At 71.2% G+C, this 13,017-nt stretch carries 11 protein-coding genes; 7 read left to right on the plus strand and 4 right to left on the minus strand.

Going from position 1 to position 13,017, the window contains the following annotated elements:
- Positions 1-5 precede the first annotated feature (5 nt).
- The gene (locus AQJ91_RS07495) at positions 6-443 is read right to left on the minus strand and encodes a hypothetical protein (protein ID WP_067017670.1); all 438 of its coding nucleotides are present in this window, start codon (positions 441-443) and stop codon (positions 6-8) included.
- Between the two features lie 399 nt (positions 444-842).
- On the opposite strand from AQJ91_RS07495, the gene AQJ91_RS07500 reads away from it, so the two are divergent.
- The gene (locus tag AQJ91_RS07500; protein ID WP_067017672.1) at positions 843-2,633 is read left to right on the plus strand and encodes an acetyl/propionyl/methylcrotonyl-CoA carboxylase subunit alpha; all 1,791 of its coding nucleotides are present in this window, start codon (positions 843-845) and stop codon (positions 2,631-2,633) included.
- A 283-nt stretch (positions 2,634-2,916) separates the two neighbouring features.
- Positions 2,917-3,465, plus strand: coding sequence for a TetR/AcrR family transcriptional regulator (locus AQJ91_RS07505; RefSeq protein ID WP_067017673.1), 549 nt, complete (start codon positions 2,917-2,919; stop codon positions 3,463-3,465).
- 139 nt (positions 3,466-3,604) lie between these two features.
- Here the strand turns inward: AQJ91_RS07505 and AQJ91_RS07510 are convergent, their stop codons facing one another.
- Together AQJ91_RS07510 and AQJ91_RS07515 are read right to left on the minus strand one after the other, a co-directional pair.
- A complete protein-coding gene (locus AQJ91_RS07510; protein ID WP_267891175.1) occupies positions 3,605-4,537 on the minus strand; it encodes a DeoR/GlpR family DNA-binding transcription regulator in 933 nt (310 codons plus the stop codon).
- A gap of 190 nt (positions 4,538-4,727) precedes the next feature.
- Positions 4,728-6,176, minus strand: coding sequence for an NAD(P)H-quinone dehydrogenase (locus tag AQJ91_RS07515; protein ID WP_067017676.1), 1,449 nt, complete (start codon positions 6,174-6,176; stop codon positions 4,728-4,730).
- A 97-nt stretch (positions 6,177-6,273) separates the two neighbouring features.
- Here AQJ91_RS07515 and AQJ91_RS07520 point away from each other — a divergent pair, with 97 nt between their 5' ends.
- From AQJ91_RS07520 to AQJ91_RS07535, 4 genes are all read left to right on the plus strand, one after another.
- Complete coding sequence (locus AQJ91_RS07520) at positions 6,274-6,711, plus strand: gamma-glutamylcyclotransferase family protein (RefSeq protein ID WP_067017677.1); 438 nt, start codon at positions 6,274-6,276, stop codon at positions 6,709-6,711.
- Positions 6,712-6,802: 91 nt separating this feature from the next.
- Positions 6,803-7,627: a purine-nucleoside phosphorylase gene (locus AQJ91_RS07525; protein WP_067017678.1), complete on the plus strand. Its 825-nt coding sequence runs from the start codon at positions 6,803-6,805 to the stop codon at positions 7,625-7,627.
- 230 nt (positions 7,628-7,857) lie between these two features.
- The gene (locus AQJ91_RS07530; protein ID WP_067017680.1) at positions 7,858-9,489 is read left to right on the plus strand and encodes a phospho-sugar mutase; all 1,632 of its coding nucleotides are present in this window, start codon (positions 7,858-7,860) and stop codon (positions 9,487-9,489) included.
- A 161-nt stretch (positions 9,490-9,650) separates the two neighbouring features.
- The gene (locus tag AQJ91_RS07535) at positions 9,651-10,841 is read left to right on the plus strand and encodes a hypothetical protein (protein WP_067017682.1); all 1,191 of its coding nucleotides are present in this window, start codon (positions 9,651-9,653) and stop codon (positions 10,839-10,841) included.
- Between the two features lie 396 nt (positions 10,842-11,237).
- Here the strand turns inward: AQJ91_RS07535 and AQJ91_RS07540 are convergent, their stop codons facing one another.
- The gene (locus AQJ91_RS07540; RefSeq protein ID WP_067017684.1) at positions 11,238-11,912 is read right to left on the minus strand and encodes a PH domain-containing protein; all 675 of its coding nucleotides are present in this window, start codon (positions 11,910-11,912) and stop codon (positions 11,238-11,240) included.
- 112 nt (positions 11,913-12,024) lie between these two features.
- Here AQJ91_RS07540 and deoC point away from each other — a divergent pair, with 112 nt between their 5' ends.
- The gene (gene deoC / locus AQJ91_RS07545) at positions 12,025-13,014 is read left to right on the plus strand and encodes a deoxyribose-phosphate aldolase (protein WP_067018051.1); all 990 of its coding nucleotides are present in this window, start codon (positions 12,025-12,027) and stop codon (positions 13,012-13,014) included.
- Positions 13,015-13,017 lie beyond the last annotated feature (3 nt).

The following is a 13,017-nucleotide window of genomic DNA, read 5'->3' on the forward strand; positions in this document are numbered from 1 at the left end:
GGCGCTCAGGGGGTGCTGGGCACCGGCGAGCCGTCGCCGCCCTCCGGCACGGAGTCAGCCGGCTCCTCCGGCACCGCCTGGCCGTCGTAGGTCATCAGCAGCAGCACGATCAGGCCGAGGACGACCATCATGTACAGGAAGGCCGTCCAGCCCACCAGCCCCCACGCGAACGCCCCCAGCAGGGCGTGCACCACGGCCGCGCTGATCAGCAGGACGCGGCCGAAGCCGGCCGGCCGGCGGTTCCGCAGGGCGACCAGCAGGGCCACCAGGCCGCACAGCGCGAAGTACAGCCCGAAGACGACGCCGCCGATCTTCGAGGACATCGACATCACGCCCGGGTCGAGGCCCGCCAGGGACATGTCCTGGCGGTCGACCACGACCCCGAGGAACCAGTTCACCGCCGCTATGCCGAGCGCCTCGACCAAGAGTACGACCGCCACCATCCATGCCACCGGTCTGCGCACCACCGGTCCCCACCCACTTTCGACCACGGCCCGAGCAGGGCTGCCGTTACCCCAAGTACGTTCGAGACATCGTGAACGCTACTAACGGGTAAACCCGGGGACAAGGGTTCCGCGAGGGGCAAAGAATCGTTGGGCCATTCGTAGGGACTCCACAAAGAAACAGAGTGGTCCGCAGCACGCTCTCACAGAGACCTTGACCACAGCGGAGGGCTAGGGTTTTCGGGAGGAGTCCTGCGTGCCTAGGTGCGACAAGGGATTTCACGGGTCGAGCGAGCCTCGAATCACGCTCCGTGTGGGCAAGCTCACCATTGGGGACGGGTCGAAGTGCCGTGTCGGCAGTCCCTAAACTCGGCTTGTTTCAAGGAGGGAGCCTCAATCGTGCGCAAGGTGCTCATCGCCAATCGTGGCGAAATCGCTGTCCGCGTTGCCCGGGCCTGCCGGGATGCCGGTATCGCGAGCGTGGCCGTCTACGCCGACCCGGACCGGGACGCTCTGCATGTCCGCGCCGCGGATGAGGCGTTCGCCCTGGGCGGTGACACTCCCGCGACCAGCTACCTCGACATCGACAAGGTGCTCAACGCCGCGCGCGAGTCCGGCGCGGACGCCATCCATCCCGGCTACGGCTTCCTCTCGGAGAACGCCGAGTTCGCCCAGGCCGTCCTGGACGCGGGGCTGATCTGGATCGGCCCGCCGCCGCAGGCCATCCGCGACCTCGGCGACAAGGTCGCCGCCCGGCACATCGCCCAGCGCGCCGGCGCGCCCCTGGTTGCCGGTACGCCCGACCCGGTCTCCGGCGCCGAGGAGGTCGTCGCCTTCGCCAAGGAGCACGGCCTGCCCATCGCGATCAAGGCCGCGTTCGGTGGCGGCGGCCGTGGCCTGAAGGTCGCCCGCACGCTGGAAGAGGTACCGGAGCTGTACGACTCCGCCGTGCGTGAGGCGATCGCCGCCTTCGGGCGCGGTGAGTGCTTCGTCGAGCGGTATCTGGACAAGCCCCGGCACGTGGAGACGCAGTGCCTGGCCGACCAGCACGGCAACGTCGTCGTCGTATCCACCCGTGACTGCTCACTGCAGCGCCGGCACCAGAAGCTCGTCGAGGAGGCCCCGGCACCCTTCCTGTCGGACCAGCAGATCGCCGAGCTGTACTCCTCCTCGAAGGCCATCCTCAAGGAGGCCGGGTACGTCGGCGCCGGCACCGTCGAGTTCCTCGTCGGGGCGGACGGCACGATCTCCTTCCTGGAGGTCAACACCCGTCTCCAGGTGGAGCACCCGGTCACCGAGGAGGTCACCGGCATCGACCTGGTCCGCGAGATGTTCCGCATCGCCGACGGCGAGGAACTCGGCGCTGCGTCATACCTCCAAGAGGGCGACCCGGCCATCCGCGGCCACTCCTTCGAGTTCCGCATCAACGGCGAGGACCCGGGCCGCAACTTCCTCCCGGCGCCCGGCACGGTCACCGCGTTCGCCCCGCCCACCGGCCCCGGCGTCCGTCTGGACGCGGGCGTCGAGTCCGGCTCGGTCATCGGCCCGGCCTGGGACTCCCTGCTGGCCAAACTGATCGTCACCGGCCGTACCCGCAAGGAAGCCCTGCAGCGGGCCGCCCGCGCCCTGGCGGAGTTCCACGTCGAGGGCATGGCCACGGCCATCCCGTTCCACCGCGCCGTCGTCACCGACCCGGCGTTCGCCCCCGAACTCACCGGCTCCACCGATCCCTTCACGGTCCACACCCGCTGGATCGAGACCGAGTTCGTCAACGAGATCAAGCCCTTCGCCGCCCAGGCCGACACCGACACGGACGAGGAGACCGGCCGCGAGACGGTCGTCGTCGAGGTCGGCGGCAAGCGCCTGGAGGTCTCCCTGCCGGCCTCACTCGGCATGACCCTGGCCCGCACCGGCCTCGCGGCCGGCGCCAAGCCCAAGCGCCGCGCGGCCAAGAAGTCCGGCCCGATGGCCTCCGGCGACACCCTCGCCTCCCCGATGCAGGGCACCATCGTCAAGGTCGCCGTCGAGGAAGGCCAGGAAGTCAAGGAAGGCGACCTCGTCGTCGTCCTCGAGGCGATGAAGATGGAACAGCCACTGAACGCCCACCGCTCCGGCACCATCAAGGGCCTGGCGGCCGAAGTCGGCGCGTCCGTCACCTCCGGCGCCCCCATCTGCGAGATCAAGGACTGATCGAAGGGTCTTTCCAAGACATCCCGGGGCGCCCGGCGGACTGGAGCAGTCGGTCCACCGGGCGCCCCGTATTCCCCTGGCCTTCGCTGTCCGGCTCCGCACGTATCCGAACTTGGAGAGGAAGCACGGCATTCACTCCCACCGAAAGGCCCGCTGCGCAGCCTCGATGGCATCCTGGAGGCACACCCGGGCGAGAGAGCAGGTGGGAGCCATGATGGGCGCGACCTCACGCGAGGATGCGGGGAACGGGGGTGCGACGACGACGCGGGTTGCGCCGCGCGCCATGCGCGCCGACGCCCGCCGCAATCACGAGCGCCTCGTCACCGAGGCCCGCTCCGCCTTCGCCGAGCACGGCACGGACGCGTCCCTGGAGGACGTGGCCCGCCGGGCGGGCGTCGGCATCGGCACGCTGTACCGCCACTTCCCCACCCGCAACGCCCTGTTGGGCGCGGTCTTCGAGGACGCGGTGAACGACCTGCTGTCCCGCGCCCACGAACACCTGCACGCCCCCGAGCCCTGCACGGCCCTGGTGACCTGGCTACGCGAGATGGTCACCCACGCCGGCGAGTACCGAGGCCTGTCCCGGGCCCTGATGGCAGTCACCCAGGACAACACCTCACCGCTGGCCCGCTGCAGCGGCCCCATCCGTGAGGCGGGCGGCGCGCTGCTGGCGCGAGCTCAGGAGGCGGGCATGGTCCGGCCGGATGTCGCGATCGGCGACCTACTCCAGCTGACCCACGCGATCGCCTTGGCGGCGGAGGAGTCCCCGGGTGACCCAGAACTGGCGAACCGCTTGCTGACACTCACCTTGCGGGGCTTGAAGGACGGTTGACACTCAGCCGACCTCGGGGCAGCACCCCACCAGGGGCGCGGAGCTGTGTCGATTTGCGGCTCCGCCGGGTGGGCCCGACCAGCCACAACCAACCCGCACCCGCGCACCAACACGCCCCCCCTACGGGGAATAGGCGAACCTACCGACGCCGCAGATCAGCGACCCGCGCCCGCTCACGCTCCGCCCCCGCCTCACCGAGAACCCCGGCGTTCCGCAACCCAGGCCCACTCGGCGCCCCCCGCCGAGGCCCCGGCAGGGCCACGTCCCGACGCTGTTGCCGCCGCGCCGGGACCTCGTCACCCCCCGGATTGCCGCTCGCCCCCGCGACAGCGATCTGCACCCCCTGGTCGGCGAGAGCCTGCAGCTCGGTCTGGGCGCGGTCGTCATGAGCCGGAGGATCATCCGTCACCAGCCGCGTGATCACATCCGTCGGCACGGTCTGGAACATCGTGTCCGTGCCGAGCTTGGTGTGGTCGGCGAGGACGACGACCTCCGAGGCCGCCTGGACGAGCGCCCGGTCGACGGACGCCGAGAGCATGTTGGACGTGGAGAGCCCGCGCTCGGCGGTCAGCCCGCTCCCGGAGAGGAAGGCACGCGACACCCGCAGCCCCTGCAGGGACTGCTCGGCACCGGAGCCGACGAGGGCGTAGTTGGAACCGCGCAGAGTGCCGCCGGTCATCACGACCTCCACCCGGTTGGCGTGGGCCAACGCCTGTGCCACCAACAGGGAGTTGGTGACGACGGTCAGCCCGGGCACCCGTGCGAGCCGGCGTGCCAGCTCCTGGGTGGTGGTTCCCGCCCCGACCACGATGGCTTCGCCTTCTTCGACGAAGTTCGCGGCGAGATCGGCGATGGCCGTCTTCTCGGCGGTCGCGAGATGCGATTTCTGCGGAAAGCCGGACTCCCGCGTGAACCCGCCCGGCAATACCGCACCGCCATGTCGGCGGTCGAGGAGTCCTTCTGCCTCCAGTGCGCGCACGTCCCGCCGTACGGTCACTTCGGAGGTCTGGACGACGCGGGCGAGCTCACGGAGCGACACGGCCCCGTTCGCTCGCACCATTTCGAGGATCAATTGGCGACGTTCTGCAGCGAACACGAAACTGACAGTAACCCCAACGACCGTCTGCTTTCAGCAGTTTGCGCCGAATAACAGAAGTTGTTCGCACGGGAAGTCGCGAAGTGGTATAGGACCTACGCCTTCCGACTATGCCGTACGAATGGTCGACAACTCCCCGTGACCAGCGGGGAGTCCGATCCGGCCGTCAGACCTCGCCGCCCGCCTTACGGGTGTGGAGCTGCCGTGCGACCTCGGCGATCGACCCCGAGAGGGACGGGTAGACGGTGAACGCGTTCGCGATCTGTTCGACTGTCAGATTGTTGTCGACCGCGATCGAGATCGGGTGGATCAGTTCCGAGGCGCGGGGCGCGACGACCACACCGCCGACCACGATGCCGGTGCCAGGGCGGCAGAAGATCTTGACGAAGCCGTCCCGGATGCCCTGCATCTTGGCGCGCGGGTTGCGCAGCAGGGGCAGCTTGACGGCGCGGGCGTCGATCTTACCGGCGTCGACGTCGGCCTGGCTGTAGCCGACGGTGGCGATCTCGGGGTCGGTGAAGACGTTCGACGAGACGGTCTTCAGGTTCAGCGGGGCCACCGCGTCGCCCAGGAAGTGGTACATGGCGATACGGCCCTGCATGGCGGCGACGGACGCGAGCGCGAAGACGCCGGTCACGTCACCGGCGGCGTACACGCCCGGTGCCGTGGTCCGCGACACCTTGTCGGTCCAGATGTGCCCGGACTCGCGGACCTTGACGCCGGCCTCCTCGAGACCGAGCCCGGCGCTGTTGGGGATGGCGCCGACGGCCATCAGGCAGTGCGAGCCGGTGATGACGCGCCCGTCGGCGAGGGTGACCTCGACCTTGTCCCCGACACGCTTGGCGGACTGGGCGCGGGAGCGGGACATGACGTTCATGCCGCGCCGCCGGAAGACGTCCTCCAGGACGGCCGCGGCGTCCGGGTCCTCGCCCGGCAGCACGCGGTCGCGGGAGGAGACGAGGGTGACCCGGGACCCGAGTGCCTGGTACGCGCCGGCGAACTCGGCGCCGGTCACACCCGAGCCGACCACGATGAGATCCTCGGGGAGCTCGGTGAGGTCGTAGACCTGGGTCCAGTTGAGGATGCGCTCGCCGTCGGGCTGGGCGTCGGGCACCTCGCGCGGGTGACCGCCGGTGGCGAGGAGGACGGCGTCGGCGACGAGGGTCTCCTCGGTGCCGTCGGCGGCGGTGACGACGACCTTGCGGGACCCGTCGAGAGCCTGCATGCCCTCGAGCCGGCCGCGGCCGCGCAGGACCCGGGCGCCGGCGCGGGTGACGGAGGCGGTGATGTCGTGGGACTGGGCGAGCGCGAGCCGCTTCACCCGGCGGTTGACCTTGCCCAGGTCCACCCCGACGACCCGCGCGGGCGTGTCGATGTGTGGCGTGTCGTCGGCCACGATGATGCCGAGCTCTTCGTACGACGAGTCGAAGGTGGTCATCACCTCGGCCGTAGCGATAAGAGTCTTCGACGGGACGCAGTCGGTGAGCACCGACGCCCCGCCCAGACCGTCGCAGTCGACGACGGTCACCTCCGCGCCGAGCTGAGCGGCAACCAGCGCCGCTTCATATCCGCCGGGTCCGCCACCGATGATCACGATCCGAGTCACGTACTCCATTGTCCCGTACGGTTGACGGTGGTACTGCCTGGGGGCCGTCCCGAGATACCACTGTTACGGGCGAGGGCGCCGATTCCACTGCCGTACCCTCTCCCCCATGTCGCTCTACGCCGCGTACGCCGGCAACCTCGACGCGCGGCTGATGACCCGCCGCGCTCCGCACTCGCCGCTGCGCGCCACCGGCTGGCTGAACGGGTGGCGGCTGACGTTCGGGGGCGAGCAGATGGGCTGGGACGGCGCGCTGGCCACGATCGTCGAGGACCCGCTCGCGCAGGTCTTCGTCGCGCTGTACGAGGTCGCACCGATGGACGAGGAGTCCCTGGACCGCTGGGAGGGGGTCGGGCTCGGGGTCTACCGCCGGATGCGGGTGCGGGTGCACACGCTGGAGGGCGAGGAACCGGCGTGGGTGTACGTCCTGGACGGCTACGAGGGCGGGCTGCCCTCGGCCCGCTATCTGGGCGAGGTCGCGGACGCTGCGGAATCGGCGGGGGCGCCGCACGACTATGTGATGGAGCTGCGGAAGCGCCCCTGCTGAGAGCTTTGGTTGGAAACGACAAGACAACGATCGCCATCCCGTGAGCCCTGTCATCTACGCGCGTAGGCCCGGACCGGCTACCCTCATCGGCGTGAACGCATCTCTTCTTCCGGACGACATCCAGGGCGACCCCCACACCGCCGCCGACGCCGCCGCCGCACGCCTGCGCGAACTGACCGGCGCCGAGACCCACGACGTCGCCCTCGTGATGGGCTCCGGCTGGGCGCCGGCCGTGGACGCCCTGGGCGCACCCGACGCCGAGTTCCAGGTCACCGAGCTGCCCGGCTTCCCGCCGCCGGCGGTGGAGGGACACGGCGGCAAGGTCCGCTCGTACAAGATCGGTGCGAAGCGGGCCCTGGTCTTCCTCGGCCGTACGCACTACTACGAGGGCCGCGGTGTCGCCGCCGTCGCGCACGGCGTCCGTACCGCCGTCGCCGCCGGCTGCAAGACGATCGTCCTCACCAACGGCTGCGGCGGTCTGCGCGAGGGCATGCGTCCCGGGCAGCCGGTCCTGATCAGCGACCACATCAACCTCACGGCGACGTCCCCGATCGTCGGCGCGAACTTCGTGGACCTGACCGACCTGTACTCGCCGCGCCTGCGCGCCCTGTGCAAGGAGATCGACCCCACGCTGGAGGAGGGCGTCTACGCCCAGTTCCCCGGCCCGCACTACGAGACGCCGGCGGAGATCCGGATGGCTCGGGTCATCGGGGCGGACCTGGTGGGCATGTCGACGGTGCTCGAAGCGATCGCGGCGCGGGAGGCCGGGGCCGAGGTTCTGGGTATCTCGCTGGTGACGAATCTGGCCGCCGGGATGACGGGCGAGCCGCTGAACCACGAGGAGGTCCTGCAGGCGGGGCGTGACTCGGCGACGCAGATGGGGTCGCTGCTGGCGCAGGTGCTGGGGCGCTTGTAGGCGTGTTCTGAGGGGCGCCGGCCCTCAACGCCCCGTACCAGGGGGCTCCGCCCCCTGGACCCCCGGCCTATGCCCATCCACCACCCGTTTACTGTCGGCCAAGGGGTGAACCTCTCAACCAACCGAGTCGGGTGGTGGGTGGGCGAAGGCCGGGGGTCTGGGGGCGGAGCCTCCAGGGCCGCGCCCCCACGCACCCGCAGAGTACGAACAAACGAGAGGTTGGACCGAACGTGCACGACGATCTCATCGCACGGGCCAAGGCATGGCTGACCGAGGACCCCGACGCGGAAACCCGTGAGGAACTCGCCAAGCTGATCGACGCCAAGGACGTCACCGAGCTCGCGGAACGCTTCAGCGGCACCCTCCAGTTCGGTACCGCGGGCCTGAGGGGCGAACTCGGCGCCGGCCCCATGCGCATGAACCGAGCCGTCGTCATCCGTGCCGCCGCCGGCCTCGCGGCGTACCTCAAGAAGAACGGCCAGACCGGCGGCCTCGTGGTCGTCGGCTACGACGCCCGCCACAAGTCCGCCGACTTCGCCCGCGACACCGCCGCGGTGATGACGGGCGCGGGGCTCAGGGCCGCCGTACTGCCCCGCCCCCTCCCCACCCCCGTCCTGGCGTACGCCATAAGGCACCTCGGCGCAGTCGCCGGCGTGGAGGTCACCGCCAGCCACAACCCGCCCCGCGACAACGGCTACAAGGTGTACCTGGGCGACGGTTCGCAGATCGTGCCCCCGGCCGACATCGACATCGCCGCCGAGATCGACGCCGTACGCAGCCTGGACGACGTCCCCCGCCCGGAGTCCGGCTGGGAGACCCTGGACGACGCCGTCCTGGACGCCTACCTCGCCCGCACCGACGCCGTACTCGCCGCCGACTCCCCCCGCACCGCCCGCACCGTCTACACCGCGATGCACGGCGTCGGCAAGGACGTCCTCCTCGCCGCCTTCGCGCGGGCCGGCTTCCCTGAGCCCGTCCTCGTCACCGAGCAGGCCGACCCCGACCCGGACTTCCCCACCGTCGCCTTCCCCAACCCGGAAGAGCCCGGCGCCATGGACCTGGCCTTCGCGAAGGCCCGGGAGACCGACCCCGACCTGATCATCGCCAACGACCCGGACGCCGACCGCTGCGCCGTGGCCGTCAAGGGCGCCGGTGCGTGGCGCATGCTGCGGGGCGACGAGGTCGGTGCGCTGCTCGCCGCGCATCTCGTCGAGCGGGGCGCCCGGGGGACCTTCGCCGAGTCCATCGTGTCCTCCTCCCTGCTCGGCCGTATCGCCGACAAGGCGGGCCTCCCGTACGAGGAGACCCTCACCGGCTTCAAGTGGATCGCCCGCGTCGACGGCCTCCGCTACGGCTACGAGGAGGCCCTCGGCTACTGCGTCGACCCCGAGGGCGTACGCGACAAGGACGGCATCACGGCGGCGCTCCTCATCACGGAGCTCGCCTCCCAGCTGAAGTCCGCGGGCCGCACCCTCCTCGACCTGCTCGACGACCTCGCCGTGGAGCACGGCCTGCACGCCACCGACCAGCTCTCGGTCCGCGTCGAGGATCTGTCGGTGATCGCCCGCGCCATGGAGCAGCTCCGCGAACAGCCCCCGACCGAGCTGGCCGGCCTGGCCATCACCAAGGCCGAGGACCTCACCCAGGGCACCGACAAGCTCCCGCCCACCGACGGCCTGCGCTACACCCTCGACGGCGCCCGCGTCATCGTCCGGCCCAGCGGCACGGAGCCCAAGCTGAAGTGCTACCTGGAGGTCGTCGTCCCGGTCGCGGCGCACGCCGGTCTCCCCGCGGCCCGCGCGAAGGCGGCCGACCTGCTGGCGGCGATGAAGCGGGACCTGTCGGCGGCGGCCGGCATCTGACCCGTACGCGGTCATACGCATCACGACGATGGGGTGCCCAACCGGAGGCACCCCATCGAGTGATTTCCGCACGGCGATTGACGCGGGCTCCACGTCCGCCCCCGCCGCCCGGGCAACGGTGGTCCGGAAACGCACCACCGAGCCAGCCTGGAGCCGCCGCCGTGTCCTCGACCGCAGTCCGCCGGCCGCCGACCCCCCGAGCGACCCCCGCCCCCGGCTCCCCGCACCCCCATCCCACCCGCCTTGCCGCCCTGCGCGCCCTCCGCCACGCGGCCCCGGCGCTCCTCGCCTATCTCGCCGTACGCATGACGGGCCTGCTGTTCCTCACCGTCTGGGCGCACCGCAGGCACCACGGCGTCTGGCCGATCCTGGCGACGCAGTGGGACGCCGACTGGTACCTGGGCATCGCCGACCACGGGTACGCGCGCGAGCTGGGCACCGCGTACAGCGCGAACAACCTGGCCTTCTTCCCGCTCTACCCGGTCCTGGTCAAGGCGGTCGCGGCCGTCACACCCGGCACCCGGGCCAGCACCGGCCTCGCCATCGCCGTCATCGCCTCGCTCTGCGCGGCCTGGGGCGTCTTCGCCGTCGGGGACCGGCTGTACGGCCGCCGGGTCGGTGTCCTGCTCGCCGCGCTGTGGGCGGCGCTGCCGGTGGGGCTGGTGCAGTGGATGGGGTACACCGAGTCGCTGTTCACGGCGTCCGCGGCCTGGGCGCTCTACGCCGTGCTCACCGGCCGCCTCCTGACCGCGGCCGGGTGCGCGGTCCTGGCGGGCCTGACCCGGCCGACCGGCATCGCGGTGGCGGCCGCGGTCACCGTCGCGGCCCTGCTCTCGCTGCGCCGCCGGTGGTCCGCGAGGGCCCTCGCCGCCGCGTTCCTGGCACCGCTCGGCTGGTGCGGCTACGTCGGCTGGGTGGGCCTGCGGCTGGGCCGCTGGGACGGCTACTTCGCCGTACAGCGGCTCTGGCACAACGAGCTGGACGGCGGCCGCGAGACCCTGCGCCGGGTGCGGGACCTGCTGGGGCGGGACTCGACGCCCGAGCTGTTCCTGGTGATGGTGACGCTCACGCTGCTGGTGTCGGCGGTCCTCTTCGCCCTCGCGGCCTGGGACCGGCAGCCGCTGCCGCTCCTGGTCTTCACCGGCGTCATCCTGGCGATCGTCCTGGGCAGCGGCGGCGTCTACTTCCCCCGCGCCCGCTTCCTCCTCCCGGCCTTCCCGCTCCTGCTCCCCATCGCCCTGCGCCTGTCCCGCACGTCCCGCCGCCACCGCACGCTGATGCTGGCGGCGGCGGTGACGGGCGGGGCGTACTGCAGCGCGTACATGGCACTGGTGTGGCCCGGCGCGCCGTGACACCTACGGCGTGACCGTCTACAGCCAGAACCTCACGGCGCCCAGACACCCGGACCAGGGAAGTGGTTGCACCGGCCGCCTCAGCGAACCGGCCGCCGCCTCGGCAAACTGATCGCCACCTGCCTGCACGGCCCACCCCCCGACGGCCGACGCGAGATCGTCGATACGGACCCCAGGCGGAGGCCGTACCGCAGTACGCCGATCGCCGCCTCGGCGGACCGACTGCCTCACTGAACCGGCCACCTCGGCAACCGATCGCCTCGGCAACGGCCCGCCTCCGCAGACCGGCCGCCTCGGCAAACCAGTTCAACGCCTCATCAAACCGGCCGCCTCTTCAGACGCCCTCGGCAACCAATCACCGCGGCGACCAATCACCTCCGCAGACCAGCCGCCCCCTCACCCCATCGCCACCAGAATCACCAACAACACAGCCCCCGCCACCACCGGCGCGACCACCTCATACGCCCAGCGCACTGTCACCTCGCCCTGCGCCGTCCCCGCGTTCCCCCGGGTCTCCTGCAGTTCCCGCAGGTCGTCCATGATCTGGTCGGCCTCCGCGCGCAGCGGCGCGTCCCCGGCGGCGCCTCCGCCCGGTCCCCCGAAGCCCCTGCCGCGGCTCTGGACGTCCCTGTCCCCGGCGGCAGCCGCCCGTGCCGCCCGCCGCGCCGCCCTCTTGCGGGCCCGCAGCGAGACCGGAACCGCCCACAGCTGGTACTTGGCGCCGGACGTGGTGACGACCTCGTTCGAGTAACCGGAACGCAGCGCGCCGACCTGCCCCCACGGCAGGACGACGATCCGGAACGGATTCCGGATCCGCAGCCGCTCGTCGTTGGCGTACGCCGCCGGCCGCAGCGTGAAGGCGACGATCAGCGGCACGACCAGGATCAGCGCGGCCAGTGCCAGCCACGGGGTGCGGCCCGTGCCCTGGACCAGCGCGTCGATGCCGAGCCAGAGGGCGATGGCGAGCAGCAGCACACCGCCGGCGATCCCCGCGGACGACCGGTAGACCCGGTCCTGGTACGCGGGGTCCGGGGGCTGCGGCGAGGGTGACTGGTGGTCCGGGGTCGTCATGTTCCCGATTCTGCCCGACACTCCGCGAGCCGCTCACCCGCAGTCCCCCGGACCAAGATGAGCAGCCGGGGTGTACAGCCGCTACGCGCGTAGATATGCTCGGCTGGTGACCATGCCCACCAATGCACCCTCCCCCACTGCTGAACGCGTGGGCGGTACCCCCACACACGCTCTCCAGGACGTGACCGCGTCCGACAGCACGCTGCGCCGCTTCCTCCACGGGCTGCCCGGCGTCGACGCGGTCGGCCTGGAGGCGCGCGCCGCCTCCCTCGGCACCCGTTCCATCAAGACGACCGCCAAGGCGTACGCCATCGACCTCGCCATCTCGATGGTCGACCTGACGACGCTGGAAGGCGCGGACACCCCGGGCAAGGTCCGGGCGCTCGGCGCCAAGGCGGTCCACCCCGACCCGACCGACCGCACGACACCCGCCACGGCCGCGGTCTGTGTCTATCCCGACATGGTGGCCACCGCCAAGGCGGCCGTCGCCGGTTCCTCCGTGAAGGTCGCCTCGGTCGCCACCGCCTTCCCGGCGGGCCGCGCGCCGATCGCCGTCAAGCTGGCCGACGTGCGTGAGGCCATCGACGCGGGCGCCGACGAGATCGACATGGTCATCGACCGCGGGGCGTTCCTCGCGGGCCACTACGCGAAGGTGTACGAGGAGATCGTCGCCGTGAAGGAGACCTGCGGGACGAGCGCCCGCCTGAAGGTCATCTTCGAGACCGGCGAGCTGTCGACGTACGACAACATCCGCCGCGCCAGCTGGCTCGGCATGCTGGCCGGCGCGGACTTCATCAAGACGTCCACCGGCAAGGTCGCGGTGAACGCCACTCCCGCGAACACCCTCCTGATGCTGGAAGCCGTACGCGACTTCCGCGCCCAGACCGGCGTCCAGGTCGGCGTGAAGCCGGCCGGCGGCATCCGCACCACCAAGGACGCCGTCAAGTTCCTGGTCCTGGTCAACGAGACCGTCGGCGAGGACTGGCTGGACAACCACTGGTTCCGCTTCGGCGCCTCCTCGCTCCTGAACGACCTGCTGATGCAGCGTCAGAAGCTGGCCACCGGCCGCTACTCCGGCCCTGACTACGTTACGGTGGACTGACTA

This window comes from Streptomyces dysideae, from assembly GCF_001514305.1.
GTDB lineage: Bacteria > Actinomycetota > Actinomycetes > Streptomycetales > Streptomycetaceae > Streptomyces > Streptomyces dysideae.

What these genes read in the sequence shown, in the direction of transcription:
- AQJ91_RS07495 (WP_067017670.1), bottom strand. Translation starts at nt 443, where the DNA reads ATGGTGGCGGTCGTACTCTTGGTCGAGGCGCTCGGCATAGCGGCGGTG.
- AQJ91_RS07505 (WP_067017673.1), top strand. Translation starts at nt 2,917, where the DNA reads ATGCGCGCCGACGCCCGCCGCAATCACGAGCGCCTCGTCACCGAGGCC.
- AQJ91_RS07515 (WP_067017676.1), bottom strand. Translation starts at nt 6,176, where the DNA reads ATGGAGTACGTGACTCGGATCGTGATCATCGGTGGCGGACCCGGCGGA.
- AQJ91_RS07520 (WP_067017677.1), top strand. Translation starts at nt 6,274, where the DNA reads ATGTCGCTCTACGCCGCGTACGCCGGCAACCTCGACGCGCGGCTGATG.
- AQJ91_RS07540 (WP_067017684.1), bottom strand. Translation starts at nt 11,912, where the DNA reads ATGACGACCCCGGACCACCAGTCACCCTCGCCGCAGCCCCCGGACCCC.
- deoC (WP_067018051.1), top strand. Translation starts at nt 12,025, where the DNA reads ATGCCCACCAATGCACCCTCCCCCACTGCTGAACGCGTGGGCGGTACC.